Annotated in this window: 21 protein-coding genes; 8 read left to right on the plus strand and 13 right to left on the minus strand. The window is 70.1% G+C overall.

Translation table 11 applies throughout. The annotated features are described in order from the left end of the window. The first annotated feature begins 26 nt into the window (after positions 1 to 26). Positions 27 to 815, plus strand: coding sequence for a carbohydrate ABC transporter permease (locus OG371_RS20030; RefSeq protein WP_091624348.1), 789 nt, complete (start codon positions 27 to 29; stop codon positions 813 to 815). Between the two features lie 12 nt (positions 816 to 827). Beyond that, positions 828 to 1,916 (plus strand): ABC transporter ATP-binding protein, encoded by a 1,089-nt coding sequence (locus OG371_RS20035; RefSeq protein WP_329071374.1) that lies wholly within the window; start codon positions 828 to 830, stop codon positions 1,914 to 1,916. Positions 1,917 to 1,999: 83 nt separating this feature from the next. Here the strand turns inward: OG371_RS20035 and OG371_RS20040 are convergent, their stop codons facing one another. Genes OG371_RS20040 through OG371_RS20055 form a run of 4 tightly spaced genes read right to left on the minus strand, consistent with a single transcriptional unit; the run spans position 2,000 to position 5,875 of the window. After that, entirely contained in the window at positions 2,000 to 2,194 is a 195-nt protein-coding gene (locus OG371_RS20040) for a ferredoxin (RefSeq protein WP_091624110.1), read from the minus strand. 40 nt (positions 2,195 to 2,234) lie between these two features. Further along, positions 2,235 to 3,440, minus strand: coding sequence for a cytochrome P450 (locus OG371_RS20045; protein WP_329071376.1), 1,206 nt, complete (start codon positions 3,438 to 3,440; stop codon positions 2,235 to 2,237). Between the two features lie 10 nt (positions 3,441 to 3,450). After that, a complete protein-coding gene (locus OG371_RS20050; protein ID WP_329071378.1) occupies positions 3,451 to 4,647 on the minus strand; it encodes a cytochrome P450 in 1,197 nt (398 codons plus the stop codon). A gap of 10 nt (positions 4,648 to 4,657) precedes the next feature. Then, positions 4,658 to 5,875: a cytochrome P450 gene (locus OG371_RS20055; protein ID WP_329071380.1), complete on the minus strand. Its 1,218-nt coding sequence runs from the start codon at positions 5,873 to 5,875 to the stop codon at positions 4,658 to 4,660. 205 nt (positions 5,876 to 6,080) lie between these two features. Here OG371_RS20055 and OG371_RS20060 point away from each other — a divergent pair, with 205 nt between their 5' ends. Next, positions 6,081 to 6,713, plus strand: coding sequence for a TetR/AcrR family transcriptional regulator (locus tag OG371_RS20060; RefSeq protein WP_329071383.1), 633 nt, complete (start codon positions 6,081 to 6,083; stop codon positions 6,711 to 6,713). Here the strand turns inward: OG371_RS20060 and OG371_RS20065 are convergent. The 7 genes from OG371_RS20065 to OG371_RS20095 form a co-directional block, all read right to left on the minus strand. Continuing rightward, on the minus strand, positions 6,706 to 7,209 hold the full coding sequence (locus OG371_RS20065; RefSeq protein ID WP_329071385.1) for a hypothetical protein: 504 nt from the start codon (positions 7,207 to 7,209) through the stop codon (positions 6,706 to 6,708). The genes OG371_RS20060 and OG371_RS20065 overlap by 8 nt on opposite strands. A gap of 72 nt (positions 7,210 to 7,281) precedes the next feature. Then, positions 7,282 to 8,151: an aldehyde dehydrogenase family protein gene (locus tag OG371_RS20070; RefSeq protein WP_329071387.1), complete on the minus strand. Its 870-nt coding sequence runs from the start codon at positions 8,149 to 8,151 to the stop codon at positions 7,282 to 7,284. Further along, positions 8,144 to 9,577 carry an aldehyde dehydrogenase family protein gene (locus tag OG371_RS20075; RefSeq protein WP_329071390.1) on the minus strand — a complete coding sequence of 478 codons (1,434 nt, stop codon included), beginning with the start codon at positions 9,575 to 9,577 and terminating at the stop codon, positions 8,144 to 8,146. The genes OG371_RS20070 and OG371_RS20075 overlap by 8 nt, the downstream gene beginning before the upstream one ends. 1 nt (position 9,578) lies before the next feature. Continuing rightward, positions 9,579 to 10,553 (minus strand): deoxyribose-phosphate aldolase, encoded by a 975-nt coding sequence (gene deoC / locus OG371_RS20080; protein ID WP_329071392.1) that lies wholly within the window; start codon positions 10,551 to 10,553, stop codon positions 9,579 to 9,581. 23 nt (positions 10,554 to 10,576) lie between these two features. Then, positions 10,577 to 11,269 carry a serine hydrolase domain-containing protein gene (locus tag OG371_RS20085; protein ID WP_329071394.1) on the minus strand — a complete coding sequence of 231 codons (693 nt, stop codon included), beginning with the start codon at positions 11,267 to 11,269 and terminating at the stop codon, positions 10,577 to 10,579. Positions 11,270 to 11,318: 49 nt separating this feature from the next. Continuing rightward, positions 11,319 to 11,858 carry a serine hydrolase domain-containing protein gene (locus OG371_RS20090; RefSeq protein WP_329071396.1) on the minus strand — a complete coding sequence of 180 codons (540 nt, stop codon included), beginning with the start codon at positions 11,856 to 11,858 and terminating at the stop codon, positions 11,319 to 11,321. A gap of 24 nt (positions 11,859 to 11,882) precedes the next feature. Next, complete coding sequence (locus tag OG371_RS20095) at positions 11,883 to 12,497, minus strand: DUF1707 SHOCT-like domain-containing protein (RefSeq protein WP_329073199.1); 615 nt, start codon at positions 12,495 to 12,497, stop codon at positions 11,883 to 11,885. A gap of 108 nt (positions 12,498 to 12,605) precedes the next feature. Here OG371_RS20095 and OG371_RS20100 point away from each other — a divergent pair, with 108 nt between their 5' ends. Together OG371_RS20100 and upp are read left to right on the plus strand one after the other, a co-directional pair. Continuing rightward, a complete protein-coding gene (locus tag OG371_RS20100; protein WP_329071398.1) occupies positions 12,606 to 13,052 on the plus strand; it encodes a protein-tyrosine phosphatase family protein in 447 nt (148 codons plus the stop codon). Between the two features lie 66 nt (positions 13,053 to 13,118). Continuing rightward, positions 13,119 to 13,742, plus strand: a complete 624-nt coding sequence (gene upp / locus OG371_RS20105) for a uracil phosphoribosyltransferase (protein ID WP_329071400.1) — start codon at positions 13,119 to 13,121, stop codon at positions 13,740 to 13,742. 2 nt (positions 13,743 to 13,744) lie between these two features. Here the strand turns inward: upp and OG371_RS20110 are convergent, their stop codons facing one another. Together OG371_RS20110 and OG371_RS20115 are read right to left on the minus strand one after the other, a co-directional pair. Then, complete coding sequence (locus tag OG371_RS20110) at positions 13,745 to 14,341, minus strand: TetR/AcrR family transcriptional regulator (RefSeq protein ID WP_329071402.1); 597 nt, start codon at positions 14,339 to 14,341, stop codon at positions 13,745 to 13,747. Between the two features lie 38 nt (positions 14,342 to 14,379). Beyond that, positions 14,380 to 15,276, minus strand: coding sequence for an esterase/lipase family protein (locus OG371_RS20115; RefSeq protein ID WP_329071404.1), 897 nt, complete (start codon positions 15,274 to 15,276; stop codon positions 14,380 to 14,382). A gap of 239 nt (positions 15,277 to 15,515) precedes the next feature. Here OG371_RS20115 and OG371_RS20120 point away from each other — a divergent pair, with 239 nt between their 5' ends. From OG371_RS20120 to OG371_RS20130, 3 genes are read left to right on the plus strand one after another with little or no spacing between them, the layout of a single operon-like run. Beyond that, positions 15,516 to 16,142 carry a TetR/AcrR family transcriptional regulator gene (locus OG371_RS20120; protein WP_329071406.1) on the plus strand — a complete coding sequence of 209 codons (627 nt, stop codon included), beginning with the start codon at positions 15,516 to 15,518 and terminating at the stop codon, positions 16,140 to 16,142. A 55-nt stretch (positions 16,143 to 16,197) separates the two neighbouring features. Then, on the plus strand, positions 16,198 to 16,599 hold the full coding sequence (locus OG371_RS20125) for a MerR family transcriptional regulator (protein ID WP_329071409.1): 402 nt from the start codon (positions 16,198 to 16,200) through the stop codon (positions 16,597 to 16,599). Beyond that, on the plus strand, positions 16,596 to 17,576 hold the full coding sequence (locus OG371_RS20130; RefSeq protein WP_329071411.1) for an aldo/keto reductase: 981 nt from the start codon (positions 16,596 to 16,598) through the stop codon (positions 17,574 to 17,576). Before OG371_RS20125 ends, OG371_RS20130 begins: the two co-directional genes overlap by 4 nt. The last annotated feature ends 5 nt before the right edge of the window (positions 17,577 to 17,581 follow it).

Consider the following 17,581-nt stretch of genomic DNA (forward strand, 5'->3'; position numbering starts at 1 on the left):
CGAAGCGCCGCGTCGGGGCGGGCTCGCTGACCGTCGTCACGTGGGTGCTGGCCATCCTGTTCGTCTTCCCGCTGCTGTGGATGATCCTCACCGCGTTCAAGCAGGAGTCCGACGCCTACAGCGATCCGCCGAAGCTGTTCTTCAAGCCCACCTTCGACCAGATCTCCGGGGTGCTGAACGGCGATTTCCTGCCCTACCTCGGGAACTCGGCGTTCGTCACGATCATCTCGACGCTGCTGGTGCTGCTGCTGGGCATCCCGGCCGCGTACGCGCTGTCGCTGGCGCCGGTGAAGGGCACGAAGAACGCGCTGAGCTTCTTCCTCTCCACGAAGATGCTGCCGATCGTCGCGGCGATCATCCCGCTGTACGTGATCTCGCAGAACACCAACCTGCTCGACACGGTGTGGGCGCTGATCATCCTGTACACCGCGATGAACCTGCCGCTGGCGATCTGGATGATGCGCTCGTTCTTCCTGGAGGTGCCGGGCGAGATGATCGAGGCGGCGCGGATCGACGGGGCGAACCTGCCGACGCTGCTGCGCAAGATCATCATGCCGGTGGTCGCGCCCGGGGTGGCCGCGACCGCGTTGATCTGCGTGATCTTCTCCTGGACGGAGTTCTTCTACGCGGTCAACCTCACCGCTGCCCGGGCCGGCACCGTGCCGGTGTTCCTGGTCAGCTTCATCACCAGCGAGGGCCTGTACTGGGCCCAGCTGTCCGCCGCCGCGCTGCTGGCCTCGCTGCCGGTGATGATCGTCGGCTGGATCGCGCAGAACCACCTGGTGCGCGGCCTGTCCATGGGCGCCGTGAAGTAAGGGAGAGACACTGTGTCCGCTGAAGTGAGTTATGAGCAGGCGTCGCGGGTCTACCCCGGCAACCCGGGCGTGCGCGCCGTCGACAAGCTGAGCCTCGACGTCCCCGACGGCGAGTTCCTGGTGCTGGTGGGCCCGTCCGGCTCGGGCAAGTCCACCGCACTGCGGATGCTGGCCGGGCTCGAGGACGTGAACGAGGGCGCCATCCGGATCGGCGACCGCGACGTCACCGACCTGCCGCCGAAGGACCGGGACATCGCCATGGTGTTCCAGTCCTACGCGCTGTACCCGCACATGACCGTGGCCGACAACATGGGGTTCGCCCTCAAGTTGCGCGGAGTGTCCAAATCGGACATCGACGCGAAAGTGGCCGAGGCCGCCGCGATGCTGGACCTGACCAAGTACCTGGAGCGCAAGCCGAAGGCGCTCTCGGGCGGGCAGCGCCAGCGCGTGGCGATGGGCCGGGCGATCGTGCGCGAGCCGAGCGTGTTCCTGATGGACGAGCCACTGTCCAACTTGGACGCGAAGCTGCGGGTGGAGACGCGCGCCAACATCGCGAAGCTCCAGCAGCGCCTCGGCACCACCACCATCTACGTGACCCACGACCAGGTCGAGGCCATGACGATGGGCGACCGGGTGGCCGTGCTCAAGGACGGCGTGCTCCAGCAGTGCGCCGCGCCGCGTGAGCTGTACGAGAACCCGACCAACGCGTTCGTCGCGGGGTTCATCGGCTCGCCGGCGATGAACCTGGCGACCCTGCCGCTGGCCGAGGGCGGGGTCAAGCTCGGCGACCTGGTGGTGCCGCTGCCGACGGCCACGCTGACCGCCGCCCGCGCGGACAACCTGACCGAGGTGATCTTCGGCGTCCGGCCGGAGTCCCTGCGCCTGGTCGGTGAAGCCGAGGGCGGCTTCGAGCTGGTGGTGGAGCTGGTCGAGGAGCTGGGCGCCGACGCCTACCTGCACGGCAAGGTCGGCGACGACCGGTTCGTGGTCCGCGTCGACGGCCGCACGCCGCCCCGGATCGGAGACAACGTGCGCGTCGCCCTGCGCGGCGAAGGCGAGACCCACGCGTTCAACCCCGGCACGTCACTGCGCCTGAACTGAGACGCCAGAAATCCGTCAAGGCCTCCTTACCCGCGTGCGACGCGGGTAAGGAGGCCTTGACGGATTCGCCGGTCCGGAAGTGCCTACTCCTGCAACGACAGGGCCTGGCTCGGGCAGACGTTGACGGCCTCGCGGGCCTTGTCCACCAGCTCGCCGTCCGGCGTCTCGTTCAGCACGATGACCGTGCCGTCGTCCTCGCTCTGGTCGAACAGGGCGGGTTCGGTGAGCACGCACTGGCCGGCGCCGACACACTTGCCGGTGTCCGCGATGATCTTCATGACTTCCTCTTCCTGGCTCGTGGTGGGAGCACTCTGATCTCTACCAGGTCACCGGCAGCCGGTACAGGCCATAGATCGACGCGTCCTGCTTGAAGGGCAGCTCTTCGATCGGCGCGGCCAGCTTCAGCCCCGGGATCCGGCGGAACAGGGTGTCGAAGACGATCTGCAGCTCGGCCCGGGCCAGGTTCTGGCCGAGGCACTGGTGCGGACCGAAACCGAAGGCGACGTGGTGGCGCGCGCCGCGCTCGATGTCGAGCTGGGCCGGCTCCTCGAAGACCCGCGGGTCCCAGTTCGCGGTGTACCCGACCAGCAGCACGCCTTCACCCGCCTTGATGGTGACCCCGCCGATCTCGACGTCCTCGGTCACGAACCGCGAGGTGGCCAGGTCGACGATGGTGAAGTAGCGCAGCAGCTCCTCGATCGCGTGCAGCGTCTTGCCGGGGTCGGCCTTGACCAGTTCGAGCTGCTCGGGGTGCTCCAGCAGCGCGACCGTGCTCAGCGAGATCATGTTCGCCGTGGTCTCGTGCCCGGCCAGCAGCAGCAGGAACGTCAGCCCCACCAGGCCGTCGCGGCTGTAGGTGCCCTCTTCCCGCAGCTTGACGATCTGCCGGCCCACCAGGTCGTCACCCGGGTCGGCCTCCTTCGAGATGACCAGGTCCCGCAGGTACGCGCGCACCCGGTCGGACGCCGCCGTCCGCTCCTCGAACGGCAGGTTCCGCTTGAGCAGCTTCGCGGTGTCCTTCTGGAACAGGTCGTGGTCCTCGTACGGCACGCCGAGCAGTTCGCAGATCACCAGCGAGGGCACCGGCAGCGAGAGCATCTCCACCAGGTCCACCGGGCCGGGGGAGGCGAGCATCTCGTCGATCAGCCCGTCGACGATCTCCTGGATCCGCGGCCGCAGCGCGTTCACGCGCTTGACGGTGAACTCCCCGAGCACCGCCTTGCGCGCCGGGCCGTGCTCCGGCGCGTCCATCGAGATCAGCGACCGCTCGGCCTGGTTGCGGCGGAAGGCGTTGCCGCCCTCGACCAGGATCGGGAACCGGTCGTCGAACCGGTCGGAGGAGAACCGCCGGTCGTTGAGGGCCGCGCGGACGTCCTCGTGCCGGGTGATCAGCCAGGCGTGCTCGCCGTTGGGGATCCGCACGCGGGTGATCGGCTGCTCCTCGCGGATCTGCGTGTACAGCTCCGGCGGTGCGAACGGGCTCGTGCGCGAGAGCGGGAACTTCACTTCTTCGATCGTTGTCATCGCTCCTCCTTCACCAGGTGACCGGCAGCCGGTACAGGCCGTAGATCAACGCGTCGTTCTTGAAGGGCAGTTCGCCGACCGGGGCCGCCAGCGCCAGCGTGGGCACGCGGCGGACCAGGGTGTCGAAAACGATCTGCAGCTCGGTGCGGGCCAGGTTCTGGCCGAGGCACTGGTGCGGGCCGAAACCGAAGGCGACGTGGTGGCGCGCGCCGCGCTCGATGTCGAACGCTTCGGAGCCGGCGAACACCCCGGGGTCCCAGTTCGCGGCGTAGGTCATCGCCACCACGCCCTCGCCGGCCTTGATGGTGACGCCGCCGATCTCGACGTCCTCCTTGGCCAGCCGCGTGGTGTTGTCGACGATGGAGAAGTACCGCAGCAGCTCCTCGACGGCGACGGGCGTCTTGCCCGGGTCCGCCTTGATCGCGGCCAGCTGCTCGGGGTGCTCCAGCAGACCCATGGTGCCGAGCGAGATCATGTTCGCCGTGGTCTCGTGCCCGGCCGCCAGCAGCAGGAATGAAAGGCTCGTCAGCGCCGTGTGGTCGTACGTGCCTTCCGCCTGGTGCTTGGCGATCTGCCGGCTGATCAGGTCGTCACCCGGCTTCGCCGCCTTCGCGGTGACCAGGTCGCCGAGGTAGCCGGTGACGTTGTCCAGGGCCGTGCGCCGGTCTTCCTGACTGGTCTTGCGGCTGATCAGCTTCTTGGTGTTCTCCTGGAAGAACTCGTGATCGGCGTACGGGACGCCGAGCATTTCGCAGATCACCAGCGAGGGCACCGGCAGCGCGAGCAGCTCGACCAGGTCGGCGGGCTTCGGGCCGGCCAGCATCTCGTCGATCAGCTCGTCGACGATCTGCTGGATCCGCGGCTTCAGCTCCGCGACCCGCTTGACGGTGAACTCGCCGAGCACCGCCTTGCGCGCCGGCCCGTGCTGCGGCGCGTCCATCGCGAGCATCGTGCGCTCGGACTCGGAGCGGCGCAGCACCTGGCCGCCCTTGACCAGAGCCGGGAAGGCGGGGTTGAACCGGTCGGCGGAGAACCGCGGGTCGTTGAGCACGGCCCGCACGTCCTCGTGCCGCGAGACCACCCAGGCCTGCTTGCCGTCCGGGATCCGCACCCGGTGGATCGGGTCCTGCTCCCGCGTCGCCGTGTACTCGTCGGGCGGCGCGAACGGGGAAGACCGGGCGATCGGGAGCTCTTCCATCGTGGTCATGGCTTTCCCCTCACCAGGTGACGGGCAGGCGGTGGATGCCGAAGATCGCGGAGTCGTGCTTGAACGCCAGCTCGGCGACCGGGGCGGCCAGCTTGAGCGTGGGGATGCGGCGGAACAGCGTGTCGAACACGATCTGCAGCTCCATCCGCGCGAGGTTCTGGCCGAGGCACTGGTGGGCGCCGAAGCCGAACGCGACGTGGTGGCGGCCGCCGCGGGTGATGTCGAGCTTGCCCGGCTCGGGGAACGCCTCGCCGTCGAAGTTCGCGGCGTGGCTCAGCCCCAGCACGCCCTGGCCCTCGCGGATGGTGACGCCGCCGATCTCGACGTCCGCCGTCGCGACGCGCGTGGTGGCGAACTCGGCGATGGTGAAGTAGCGCAGCAGTTCCTCGATGGCGTCGAGCGTCTTGCTCGGGTCGGCCTTGACCACCTCGAGCTGCCCGGGGTGCTCCAGCAGCGCGACGGTGCCGAGCGAGATCATGTTCGCCGTGGTCTCGTGCCCGGCGATGAGCAGCAGGAAGGCCATCGCGACGAGGGCTTCGCGGTCGTAGTTGCCCTCTTCGCGGCCCTTCACGATCTGGCGGCCGAGCAGGTCGTCGGTGGGGGCCGCCTCCTTCTTCTCGACCAGCTCGCCGAGGTAGTCGCGCAGCGCTTCCACGGTCGCCAGGCGCTCTTCGCCGGTCGCGTCACGGTTGAGCAGCCGGCTGCTGTGCGACTGGAAGAAGTCGTGGTCGGTGTAGGGGACGCCGAGCTGCTCGCAGATCACCAGCGAGGGCACCGGCAGCGACAGCGCCGAGACCAGGTCGGCGGGCTGGTCGCCGGCCAGCATCCCGTCGATGCACTCGTCCACGATCTCCTGGATGCGCGGCTGCAGGGCCTTCATCCGCTTGACGGTGAACTCGCCCACCACGGCCCGGCGGGCGGGACCGTGCTCCGGCGGGTCCATGTTGATCAGCGACGGCTTGAGCCGGCGCTCGCCCGGCTTCTGCTGCTGCACGTTCCGGAAGAGGTTCGGGAAGCCGGGGTTGAACCGGTCGGAGCTGAACCTGGCGTCGTTCAGCATGGCGCGGACGTCCTCGTGCTTCGTGAGCACCCAGGCCTCCTGGCCGGATTCGAGCTCGACGAGCTCGGCCCTGGCCTTCTGGAACCGCTCGTACGCCGGTGGCGGCGCGAACGGGTCGGTGCGCGTCATCGGGAAGCTGGCGACTTCGGGTTCGGCAACTTCGGTCATGTTCGAGTCCCCTTTGTGCGGTTTGAACCTGTACGGAACGTATGTGGAGGACTACATTCCGGTTCATTGGCCACGGTACCGAAGTGGAATATCTTCGTCCACTAGCAAAGGGGTGACGGGTCGTGTTCGCAGTACGTCGACCGCTGACCATGCGAGAATTCGGGCTCGTAGTGGATCCGAATGGGCTAGGCGGAAGGGCGGGGCCATGAGCGCAGACCCCCAGATTCCCTTGAGGGCGGACGCGCGGCGCAACCGTGACCAGATCATCGCGGCGGCGCGGGTGATCTTCGGGGAGTACGGCCCCGAGGTGCCGATGGAGGAGATCGCCCGCTCGGCGGGGGTCGGCGTCGGCACGCTCTACCGGCGGTTCCCCGACCGTGACGCTCTGATCCGCGCGGTCGCGGTCGACAACTTCGCCCGGGTGCTCGACGACGCGCGGGTGGCCATGGCCGAGGAGCCGACGGCCTGGCAGGCGCTGGTCCGGCTGCTCTACCAGTCCGTGGAGCTGCACCTGACGATCCAGCTGGCGATGCTGTCGAAGAAGGCGCTGGAGATCGTCAAGGACGACCCGGTGATCGCCCGGCTGCGCGACGACCTCCTGGTCGAGGTCGACACCCTGGTCCGCGGCGCGCAGCAGGAGGGCGACCTGCGCCCGGACGTCGGCGCGGGCGACGTGGCGATGCTGTTCGCCCTGCTGCTACGCCAGATGGAGTCCCGCCGCCCGGAAATCGCGGAAGTCTCCACCGCCCGCTGCATCGCGATCATGATCGACGGCCTCCAGGCCAACCCGGGCACCCCGCTGCCGGGCCGCGCGCTGGGACGGCACGACATCAACTGAGCCGGGGGACCACCCGCCGGACGAAGGCCACCGCGAAGCCGCCGTACAGGGCTAGTGCCAGCGCGGGCAGCAGCCCGGCCAGGAACAAGCCGAGCCCGACGTCGACTTTGTCGAAGTTGATGCTCAGCGCCAGCGGCAGGACGACGAAGCTGAACGCCGTCTTGGCGAACCCCGCGAGCCAGAAAACGATCGCGTTCCGCCGGGCGGCGAAGCCGGCGTTCCGGTCGAGGTACCCGGACGCGACGTGCTCGGGCAGGCTCAGCACGATCACCGCGACGATGAACGCTTCGATGACGGCTCCCGCCTGCAGCCCGACCATCGTCCCGGTCAACGGGAGCCGCGGCGTCCACCGGACCGCGACGAAGACGAGCGCCACGGTCGTGACGATGGACAGCCCCAGCAGCCCGAGCCCGACGGGCAGGGCCGAGCGCCGGATCCGCGCCACCAGGTCCGGCGGGATCGGCTGGTAGGACACCGGTTTGCGGGCGCGGGCCATCGTCGTCGTCCCCCCGGTCGTGCTTGGTCAACCCCGGCCCCGGCGCGTGCCGGGGCCAGGGCCTGCTGAACCTCAAACGCCGATCGGGTGCCAGACGGTCTTCGTCTCCAGGTACGGGCGCAGGCGCGAGAGGTCCGGCCGCACCGTCCAATCCGGTTCCGCGTCCGGAACAGTGAGGACCCGCTTCACCGTGCCCGCCGCCTCCTGGGCCAGCTTCACGCGGTCGGCGGGCGAGGCGCCGGTCGGGTCGAGGGCGTTGACGTCGCCGTGCGAGGCGAGCCAGGGGCCCAGCTCGGCGGCTTGGCCGGTGAGGATGTTCGCGACGCCGCCGGGCAGGTCGGACGTCGCCAGCACCTCCGAGAGGGTGATCGCGGGCAGCGGCCGCTCGGCGCTGGAGACGACCACGGCGGTGGAACCCGTGGCCAGCACCGGCGCGAGCACGCTCACCAGGCCCAGCAGTGAGGACTCCTGCGGCGCCAGCACACCCACCACACCCGTCGGTTCCGGGACGGAGAACGAGAAGTACGGCCCCGACACCGGGTTCGCCGAGCCGAGCACGGCCGCGATCTTGTCCGTCCAGCCCGCGTACCAGACCCAGCGGTCGATGGCAGTGTCCACAAGGGACTCGGCCTTGCGGTCGGACAGCCCCTCGGACGCGGCGACCTCGGCGGTGAACTGGCCGCGCCGGCCCTCCAGCATCTCGGCGACGCGGTAGAGGACCTGGCCCCGGTTGTACGCCGTGGCGCCGGACCAGCCGCCGAACGCCTTGCGCGCGGCCACCACCGCGTCCCGAGTGTCCTTGCGCGACGCGTGCGCCGCGTTGGCCAGGAACTTGCCCTTCGGGTCGGTGACCGGGTACACCCGGCCGGACTCCGAACGCGGGAACTTGCCGCCGATGTACAGCTTGTACGTCTTGGCAACGGAAATGCGCGACTCAGACATCGAGGTAAGCCTCCAGTCCCGCACGCCCGCCCTCGCGGCCGAACCCGGACTCCTGGTAACCGCCGAACGGCGCGGCGGGATCGAAGCGGTTGAAGGTGTTGGCCCAGACGACGCCGGCCCGCAGCTGGTTCGCCATCCACAGGATGCGCGAGCCCTTGTCGGTCCAGATCCCGGCCGAGAGCCCGTACGGGGTGTTGTTGGCCTTCGCCACGGCTTCTTGCGGCGTGCGGAACGTCAGCACCGACAGCACCGGCCCGAAGATCTCCTCGCGCGCGATCCGCATCGACTGGTGCACCTCGGAGAACACGGTGGGGGCGAAGAAGAAACCACGCTCCGGCACCGGGCAGGGGCTGGTCCAGCGCTGCGCGCCCTCGTCGTCGCCGGACTCCACCAGGCCGCGGATCTTGGCCAGCTGCTCGGCCGAGTTGATCGCGCCGATGTCGGTGTTCTTGTCCAGCGGGTCGCCCAGGCGCAGCGTGGAGACGCGGTACCGCAGCTTCTCCAGCACCTCCTCGGCCACCGACTCCTGCACCAGCAGCCGCGAGCCGGCGCAGCAGACGTGACCCTGGTTGAAGAAGATCCCGTTGACGATCCCCTCCACGGCCTGGTCCAGCGGCGCGTCGTCGAACACCACGTTCGCCGCCTTGCCGCCCAGCTCCAGGGTCAGCTTCTTGCGCGTGCCCGCGACGGTGCGCTGGATCAGCTTGCCGACCTCGGTCGAGCCGGTGAACGCGATCTTGTCGACGTCGGCGTGCTCCACAATGGACGCTCCGATGTCACCGGCGCCCGGCAGGATGTTGACCACGCCCGGCGGCAGCTCGGCCTGCTGGCAGATCTCGGCGAACACCAGCGCGGTCAGCGGCGTGGTTTCGGCCGGCTTCAGCACCACGGTGTTGCCGGTGGCCAGCGCCGGCGCGATCTTCCACGCCAGCATCAGCAGCGGGAAGTTCCACGGGATCACCTGGCCGGCCACGCCGAGCGCCTTCGGGTCCGGCCCGTAACCCGCGTAGTCGAGCTTGTCGGCCCAGCCCGCGTGGTAGAAGAAGTGCGCGGCGGCCGTCGGCACGTCGGAGTCGCGCGACTCCTTGATCGGCTTGCCGTTGTCCAGCGACTCCAGCACGGCCAGCTCGCGCGAGCGCTCCTGGATCAGCCGGGCGATGCGGAACAGGTACTTCGCCCGCTCGGTGCCCGGCATCTTCGACCAGACCGAGGTGTACGCCTTGCGCGCCGCCTTCACCGCGGTGTCCACATCGGACACCGACGCGGTGCCGACCTCCGCGAGGATCTCCTCGGTGGCCGGGTTGATCGTCTTGAGCGGCTCGCCGGAGCCGTCCACGAACTCCCCGCCGATGAACGGCCGGTAGTGGTCCTTGAGGTTGGCCAGCGCGCGCGACTCGGGCGCGGGGGCGTATTCGAAGATGCCCATGTCAGTCCACCGTCACGTAATCGGGGCCGCTGTAGTGGCCGTCCACCTGGGTGCGCCGCTGCAGCAGCAGGTCGTTGAGCAGGCTGGAGGCGCCGAACCGGAACAGGTCCGGGGTCAGCCACGCCTCGCCGGCCACCTCGTGTACCGCCACCAGGTACTTGATCGCGTCCTTGGTGGTCCGGATGCCACCCGCGGGCTTGACCCCGCGCAGCTCGCCGGTCTGCTCGTGCCAGTCGTGCACCGCCTGCAGCATCACGTGGGTGACGGGCAGTGTCGCGGCGGGGGAGACCTTGCCGGTGGAGGTCTTGATGAAGTCGCCGCCGGCCAGCAGCGCCAGCCAGGACGCGCGGCGGACGTTGTCGTACGTCGCCAGCTCGCCCGTTTCGAGGATCACCTTGAGGTGGGCCGGACCGCAGGCTGCCTTGATCGCGCGGATCTCGTCGAACACGCTCATGTAGCGGCCTTCGAGGAACGCGCCGCGGTCGATCACCATGTCGACCTCGTGCGCGCCCGCTTCCACGGCCAGGCGCGTGTCGGCCAGCTTCACCTCGCGGCTCGTGCGCCCGGCCGGGAAGCCGGTGGCGACGCTCGCCACGTGCACCCCGCTGCGGCCGAGCGCCTCGACGGCGGCTTCGACCATGTCCGGGTACACGCACACCGCGGCCACGCGCGGGCAGTCCTGCCGCTCCGGGTCCGGCCGCACGGCCTTGGCCGCGAGCCCGCGGACCTTGCCGCGGGTGTCGGCGCCCTCGAGCGTGGTCAGGTCGACCATGGAGATGGCGGTGTCGATCGCCCAGCGCTTGGCGTCCTTCTTGATGGAGCGGGTGGCCAGGCCCGCCGCGCGCTGCTCGACACCGACCTGGTCGACGCCGGGCAGCCCGTGGAGGAACCGCCGCAGGCTCGCCTCGTCGCGAGTCACGTCCGCCAGTGGCGCCGGGGTGGCCGGCGCCGCTGACGAGCTGGTGGTAGCTGTCATACCGGTGAGTGTAGGTGGGCCCCTCAGACCGCGGAGCGGAACAGCGGGGCGGGCGCCGCCGTCGCCGCCGGTGCCGAGGCCGGCGGCGGGGTGAAGGCGCAGAACTCGTTCACGAACGGGACCTGGCGCAGCAGCCTCTGGCGGGGGTTCGCGGTGATGTCCAGGGTCGCGACCGTGGTGATCTGCCGTGGTGAGGCGGCGTCCTTGAACGCCAGCGTGTTGTACCCGGCCACGTCGCCCGCGTGGCCCCACAGCGTGATCGGCGTGCCGCAGATCGGGGTGAGGTCGAAGCGCATCAGGCCGAGTCCGTAGGCGTAGCCCTGGTTGACGCCGGTGGGGGTGTCGACGGCGGGCACGGTCGTCTGCATCTCGGCCAGCTGCGCGGCCGGCAGCAGGCGGCCGCCGAGCAGGGCGGCGAGGAAGCGGTTGACGTCCGGGCCGCTGGAGACGAGCTGCCCGGCGCCGAGGTAACGCGAGTAGTTGTACGTCGTCATGTCGGTGATCGGGTGCGGCAGCGGGTACGCCTGCTCGTAGCCGTGCGCGGCGGGCCGCGGGAGGAACGGGAAGTCTCCGGGCAGGAAGGTGCTGTGCAGGCCCAGCGGGCGCGCGATCCGCTCGTCGAGCACCCGCGCCAGCGGCTTCCCGGTGACCTTCTCGACCAGCAGGCCGAGAATGTTGCTGTGCCGATAGATACCAAACCGACCGGAAGCAAGCATTTGCGGCGGCCGGTCGCCTTGCCCGGTCGGCTTACTTCCGGTCTTTTTGTTATGCGGTGTTCGAGTACGACCAGCCGGTGCCGGGCGCGAACAGCAGCGGCTGCGTGGTGCTCAGCCGCACCGACTCGGCCGGGTCGAAGTGCTCGAACCGCTCGGTGTCGAGTTCCGGCAGCGTCGCCCAGGTGTACGCGAGCGGCAGGTCGCGCGGCACGCCCGCGGTGTGCTGCAACAGCTCGTGCACGGTGATCGGCTGGGGGTAGGGCAGCAGGCCGGGCAGCCGTTGCTGCACCACGTCGTCCAGCGAAAGGCGGTGCTCGGCGACGAGCTGGAGCACCAGCGTCGCGGTGAAGGTCTTGGACACGCTGCCGACGCGGAACTGCCCCGACGGGTCCGGCTTGCCCGGCCGGTCGAGGTCGAGCCGGCCGCTGGACCCGCGCCAGTCCGGCGCCGCCGCGGCCATGCCCGGAATCCCGGCCGCGGTGGCCGCGTCCATGGCCGCCTGCCGGCGATCGACCGAGGCGTCGGCGGGCGCCGCGGTGACCAGCGCGGCGACGGTGACGGTGCTCAGCAGTGCGCGGAACAGGCGCATTTCTCATTCCCCCAGGAAGTTGAGTCAGCCCTCGAGTTGCTGGTGGTCCTGTTTGGCGGGCTTGCGGTAGACGACCACGCCGCCCCAGAAGGCGAGGCCGTTGATGGTGACGGTCGGCGCGGTCGGCGGCGCGGGCTGGGCGCCGGAGCGGTCCTCCAGGATGAAGCCGCCCATCAGGCCGATGCCGGTGACGTCCACGTTGATGTCGTCGGGCACGGTGATCTCGATGCCGCCCATGATCGCGACGGCGGTGATCGTCGAGTGCTTCTCCGAGAACCGGGCCGCGCGCAGGTCGATCTCGGTGCCGCCCCAGAACGCGACGCTGGTGTGCTGCGAGGGCAGCACCCAGCTGCCCTTGCGCTGGGCGCCGGACATCACGGCGACCGAAAGCGTCGAACCCGGGTGGCCGCCGACGCGGGTGTCCGGGAAGCCCAGCGCGCGGGTGGGGGCGGGCTGCAGCGCCGTGGACGTGCTGGAGATCGGCAGGTCGGCGGTCACCGGTTTCAGCTCGCCCATGGTCTTCGCCGCGTAGACCGAGGTCAGCCGCTCTTCGAGCTCCGCCATCGTGATGCGGCCCTCGGACAGCGCCTGGTGCAGCACCTGGGCGACCTGCTCGCGGTCGGCGTCGGACGCCCGCATCTGCTCGGGGCCGGGAATGTCTGGGTCTTGACTCACCCGGCGCAGCCTAGCCCCGGCCGGGCGCTCCCGGTGTCCGTCGAAGGATGGATAGGGGACCAGAATGGGCCGATGGCATCCGCACTGGTGGGGACTCTCGTGCTGCCGGACGGCGCCGAGCTGCGCGGCCGCGGCCTCGGCCGGCCCAAACCCGAAGGCCCGGACCCGGACTACGGCCTCTACCTCGGCTCGAACCGGCTGCGCCGCCGGCACGACGCCGGGCTCGGCTGGGACCACGACTGGATCCGCTGGCCGGACTTCCTGCTACCCCTGGACCGGTCCGACGCCCGCCGCCGGATTCTGGGGTTGCACTCCCGCGCGATGGCGGGCGAGGCCGTGGAAGTGGCGTGTCACGGCGGCGTCGGCCGGACCGGCACGGTGCTGGCCTGCCTGGCCACGGTGTCCGGCCTGGCCCCGGACGAGGCCGTCGCGTGGGTGCGGGAGAACCATCACCACCGCGCCGTGGAGACGGCCTGGCAACGGCGTTGGGTGCGCTGGTTCGCGGAGACAAGCTCGTGAGTGGCGATGACGGTTAGAACCGGCATGAACACTCACGAGTCCGGTCTGCCAGCTAAGTTGTGCGGCATGGATGTGCACGTCGTCGATCACCCGCTGGCCAAGGCCCGCCTCTCCACGATGCGCGACGCGCGCACGGACAGCGCCGCGTTCCGGGCCGCGCTGCACGAGCTGACCGTGATGCTCGTGTACGAAGCCACGCGCAACGCCCCGGTGCGCACGGAGCGGATCCACACGCCGGTCGCGCGCACGGAGGCGTTCCGGCTGGCGAGCCCGCCGCTGCTGGTTCCGGTGCTGCGCGCGGGACTCGGCATGGCCGACGAGGCGCACCGGCTGATCCCCGACGCGCAGATGGGCTTTGTCGGCCTGGCGCGCAACGAGGAGACCCTCAAGCCGACGCCGTACCTGGAGTCGCTGCCGGAGTCGCTCGCCGACCGGCCCGTGCTGGTCCTCGACCCGATGCTGGCCACCGGCGGCTCGATGGAGTACACCATCCGCCTGCTCACCGACCGCGGCGCCACAGACGTCACCGCCATCTGCGCGCTGGCCGCGCCGGAGGGCCTGGCGCACCTGGAGCAGACCGGCCTCCCGGTCCGCGTGGTCACCGCGAGCATCGACGAGCGGCTCAACGATTCGGGCTTCATCGTGCCCGGCCTCGGCGACGCGGGGGACCGGCAGTACGGCGCCGTCTGAGCTCAAGTTGTTCTGAGCCAGCCCGAGGCGTAGGCGCGCAACACCTGTTCGTACGCGCCGCTCACGCTGAACTCCTCGGGCAGGTTCCCGGACAGCTCAAGGGAGACCAGGCCGTGGACCACTCCCCACGCGCCGATCGTGATCACCGACGGCTCGACGTCCGCGAACTGGCCGGACGCCACGCCGTCGGCGGCGATCTCCTCCAGCGGCCGCAGCGTGGCGCGGGCGAAGCGGTCGGCCTCGTCGTTGGGCTCGAAGCCGGGCACGGAGCGGGTGAACATGATCGCGTACAGATGCGGGTCGGCCAGCGCGCTGACGCGGTAGGCGACGCCGAGGCGGACCAGGTCCTCCACGGCGTCGCCGGTGCGCTCGACCGCCCTCAGCCGCTCGCCGAACCGGCGGAAGCCCTCCACATACAGGGCGTTGACCAGGTCGGGCTTGCTGCCGAACAGTGAGTAGACGGCGGTGGTGGACGTGCCCGCGTCCGCCGCCAGCTTGCGCAGCGAGAGCGCCCGGGGCCCGTCGGCCGAGATCAGCTCGCCGGCCCGATCGAGCAGCTTCAGCCGGAGCGCTTCGTCGTGCGTACGGGGACGGGGCATGCGCCCACCGTAACGCGACAGTGTTACGGATGCAGCCGTCAGCAGTGCACCGGCGCCGCGTGCGCGGGGTCGAGGGCATTGCCGACCAGCCCGTACACCGTCTTCGAATAGCTGAGCCCCGCATGGTCGGCGAGGTCGGCCGGGCAGGTGTCCTGCACCCACAGGTTGTGCACGCCGGGCTCGTTGATGAACGCGGCGGTTCCGGCCGGCGTGACCACGAACTCGTTCCGCGTCTCGATCACCGTGTAGTCCACATCGGACTGGGCGATCGGGCCGTCGCCGACGGCGCGGACCACCGGGGAGCCGACGATCTGGTCGGCGCAGGCCGGGCACACGGCACCGACCAGCGCCTCGCCGCCGGGGAACGCCTTGGCCAGGTAGGCCAGTCCGACCAGGCTGGTGCCGTGGGTGGTCGGCGACAGGCCGACGAAGCTGTGCACCTTCGACGCCCCGCCGAGCAGCTTCAGGTAGTACTCGCCGATCAGCCCGCCCTGCGAGTGGCCGATGAGATCCACTTGCGCCGCCCCGGTTTCCGACCGGACCCGGTCGACGAACGAGCTGATCTGCCGCGCGGAATCCGGCACCCGACCGATCGTTTGCAGCACCGATTTCGGGTCGCCGCCGATCGGCGTGCTGTAAACGCAGTAACCGGCGTTGGCCAGCGTCGGGCCGAGGCCGGCCCAGTCGTCGGTCATGTTCCCGAACGTGCCGGTGATCAGCACGACCGGGCGGGGGTGCGCGGCGCTGGGCTCGCACGAAGGCACGTTGACGCCGGGCGGCGGCGCCGACGGATCCTTGAGTGACTGCGCGATCCCGGCGAACAGGTTCGACGTCACGGGATAAGCGGGCGCCGCGACGGCCGGGGCGGCGAACGCGGTCAGCGCGATCGCCGCGAGGATGGCGGGGGACCAGCGGCGGAAATGCTTCGAGGACATCTTCGGCCTCCAAAAGCCATTATCTGAATCACCAATGTTTCAGACTTGAGCACGGACGGTAGCCCGCTGGGCACGCGGGTGCAAGACGCGGTCGTCGGTGGATCGATCCACCGCCCGAAGCGCCCCAATGTGGCGTTGGTTGCGTTGAACGCACCGAACGCCACATTGGGTGCGCCCAGCGCACCGAACGCCACATTGGGGCGTAACCCGGCAGAGCCGCAGGACACTAGGGTGACGTCGTGACCCAGCCCGGACCCCGCGGCCGCTACGCCGGCCGCACCGCGACCGAGCGCCGCGCCGAGCGGCGGGACCGCCTGATGGCCGCGGGGCTGGAGTTGTTCGGCACGGCGGGTTACGCCACGTCCACGGTCGGGCGGGTGTGCCGGGCGGCGAACCTGTCCACCCGCCAGTACTACGAGGAGTTCGCCGGCCGCGAGGCCCTCCTGATCGCGGTGTACGACCAGGTCAACAGCGAGGCGACGGCCGCGGTGACCGACGCTCTGGCCGGGGTCGAAGGCCAGCCGCTGGCCACGCGGATCCGAGTTGCGCTGACCGCGTACGCGTTGAGCACCGCGACCGACCTACGCCGCGCGCGGGTCGCGTACGTGGAGATCATCGGAGTGAATCCCGTCGTCGAAGCGCACCGGATGGCCACGCGCGCTCGCTGGGCCGGGTTGATCCGCGATCTGTTGCGCGCGGGCGTCGCGGCTGGTGAGATCCCCGGCCGCGACTATCGGCTGGCCGCGAGTGCTTACATCGGCGCGGTCAACGGACTGTTGCAGGACTGGTGCGCTACCGAGGACCGGGCGCCGCTGGCGGATGTGGTCGACGAGCTGGCCCGGATCTCCGCCGCCCTGACCGGCTGAACCGGCTGGTAGCGGATTTGACCTGGAGCGCACTCCAGGTCGTACTGTCGAGCGCATGAGCTACTCGATAGCGGAAGCCGCACGACGTAGCGGCCTGTCGATCGACACCCTCCGGTACTACGAGCGGATCAAGCTCCTCGACCCGCCCGCCCGCGACGGCGCCGGGCGGCGCGCGTACTCGGACGACGACCTGGGCTGGCTGGGGTTCCTGACCAAGCTCCGGCTCACCGGCATGCCCATCAAGAGCATGCGCGAATACGCCTCCCTGCGCCGCCACGGCGTGGCCAGCGCCGGGCGGCGCAAGGCGATCCTGGTCGAGCAGCGCCAGTCCGTGGCCGACCGGATCGCCGAGCTCCAGGGCTGCCTGGAGATCCTCGACTACAAGATCAGCAACTACGACAAGATCGACCGCAAGGCGCTGGGCCAGCGGCCGGCCATGGAGGAGATCTCCGCGTGATCAGCAAGAGGAAGCTCGGCGAGCTGGAGGTCAGCGCGCAGGGCCTGGGCTGCATGGGCATGAGCCAGGCCTACGGCGTGCGCGACAACGACGAAGAGTCGATCGCCACCATCCACCGCGCGCTGGAGCTGGGCGTGACGCTGCTGGACACGGCCAACGTGTACGGCGCGGGCGTGAACGAGGAACTGGTCGGCCGCGCGATCGCGGACCGGCGCGACCAGGTGGTGCTCGCGACGAAGTTCGGCATCGTCTGGACCGAGGAAGGCATGTCCGCGCGCGGCGACGCGGCGTACGTGAAGCAGAGCTGCGACGAATCCCTGCAACGCCTGGGCGTCGACCACATCGACCTCTACTACCAGCACCGGGTCGATCAGAACGTGCCGGTCGAGGAGACCTGGGGCGCGCTCGCGGAACTCGTGCAGGCCGGAAAGATCCGGTACGCCGGCATTTCCGAGGCCGGCGCCGAGACGATCCGGCGCGCGCACGCCGTGCACCCGGTGACCGCGCTGCAGAGCGAGTGGTCGCTGTGGACGCGCGGGATCGAGGACGAGATCCTCGGCACCTGCCGTGAGCTGGGCATCGGCGTGGTGCCGTTCTCGCCGCTGGGCCGCGGGTTCCTGACCGGCCAGGTCACCTCGCTCAAGGACCTGCCCGAGGACGACATGCGGCGTGGCCTGCCGCGGTTCTCCGAGGAGAACTTCGACCGGAACATGGCCATTGTCGAGGCGCTGCGGGCGCTGGCAGCGGAGAAGGGCGTGACCGCCGGGCAGCTCGCGCTGGCCTGGGTCCAGGCGCAGGGCGACGACGTCGTCCCGATCCCGGGCACCAAGCGGCGCAAGTACCTGGAGGAGAACGTCGCGGCGGCCGGGCTGGCACTGTCCGAAGAGGACATCGCCGCGATCGAAAAGGCGGCCCCGAAGACCGCTTTCGCCGGGGCGCGCTACCCCGAGCGGCTCGCGCGCGCGGCGGGCAAGTAACCAGA

Source organism: Amycolatopsis sp. NBC_01480 (assembly GCF_036227205.1).
In the GTDB taxonomy this organism is placed as follows: Bacteria; Actinomycetota; Actinomycetes; order Mycobacteriales; family Pseudonocardiaceae; genus Amycolatopsis.

What these genes read in the sequence shown, in the direction of transcription:
- OG371_RS20040 (WP_091624110.1), bottom strand. Translation starts at nt 2,194, where the DNA reads ATGAAGATCATCGCGGACACCGGCAAGTGTGTCGGCGCCGGCCAGTGC.
- OG371_RS20045 (WP_329071376.1), bottom strand. Translation starts at nt 3,440, where the DNA reads ATGACAACGATCGAAGAAGTGAAGTTCCCGCTCTCGCGCACGAGCCCG.
- OG371_RS20050 (WP_329071378.1), bottom strand. Translation starts at nt 4,647, where the DNA reads ATGACCACGATGGAAGAGCTCCCGATCGCCCGGTCTTCCCCGTTCGCG.
- OG371_RS20055 (WP_329071380.1), bottom strand. Translation starts at nt 5,875, where the DNA reads ATGACCGAAGTTGCCGAACCCGAAGTCGCCAGCTTCCCGATGACGCGC.
- OG371_RS20060 (WP_329071383.1), top strand. Translation starts at nt 6,081, where the DNA reads ATGAGCGCAGACCCCCAGATTCCCTTGAGGGCGGACGCGCGGCGCAAC.
- OG371_RS20065 (WP_329071385.1), bottom strand. Translation starts at nt 7,209, where the DNA reads ATGGCCCGCGCCCGCAAACCGGTGTCCTACCAGCCGATCCCGCCGGAC.
- OG371_RS20070 (WP_329071387.1), bottom strand. Translation starts at nt 8,151, where the DNA reads ATGTCTGAGTCGCGCATTTCCGTTGCCAAGACGTACAAGCTGTACATC.
- OG371_RS20075 (WP_329071390.1), bottom strand. Translation starts at nt 9,577, where the DNA reads ATGGGCATCTTCGAATACGCCCCCGCGCCCGAGTCGCGCGCGCTGGCC.
- deoC (WP_329071392.1), bottom strand. Translation starts at nt 10,553, where the DNA reads ATGACAGCTACCACCAGCTCGTCAGCGGCGCCGGCCACCCCGGCGCCA.
- OG371_RS20085 (WP_329071394.1), bottom strand. Translation starts at nt 11,269, where the DNA reads ATGCTTGCTTCCGGTCGGTTTGGTATCTATCGGCACAGCAACATTCTC.
- OG371_RS20090 (WP_329071396.1), bottom strand. Translation starts at nt 11,858, where the DNA reads ATGCGCCTGTTCCGCGCACTGCTGAGCACCGTCACCGTCGCCGCGCTG.
- OG371_RS20095 (WP_329073199.1), bottom strand. Translation starts at nt 12,497, where the DNA reads ATGCGGGCGTCCGACGCCGACCGCGAGCAGGTCGCCCAGGTGCTGCAC.
- OG371_RS20100 (WP_329071398.1), top strand. Translation starts at nt 12,606, where the DNA reads ATGGCATCCGCACTGGTGGGGACTCTCGTGCTGCCGGACGGCGCCGAG.
- upp (WP_329071400.1), top strand. Translation starts at nt 13,119, where the DNA reads ATGGATGTGCACGTCGTCGATCACCCGCTGGCCAAGGCCCGCCTCTCC.
- OG371_RS20110 (WP_329071402.1), bottom strand. Translation starts at nt 14,341, where the DNA reads ATGCCCCGTCCCCGTACGCACGACGAAGCGCTCCGGCTGAAGCTGCTC.
- OG371_RS20115 (WP_329071404.1), bottom strand. Translation starts at nt 15,276, where the DNA reads ATGTCCTCGAAGCATTTCCGCCGCTGGTCCCCCGCCATCCTCGCGGCG.
- OG371_RS20125 (WP_329071409.1), top strand. Translation starts at nt 16,198, where the DNA reads ATGAGCTACTCGATAGCGGAAGCCGCACGACGTAGCGGCCTGTCGATC.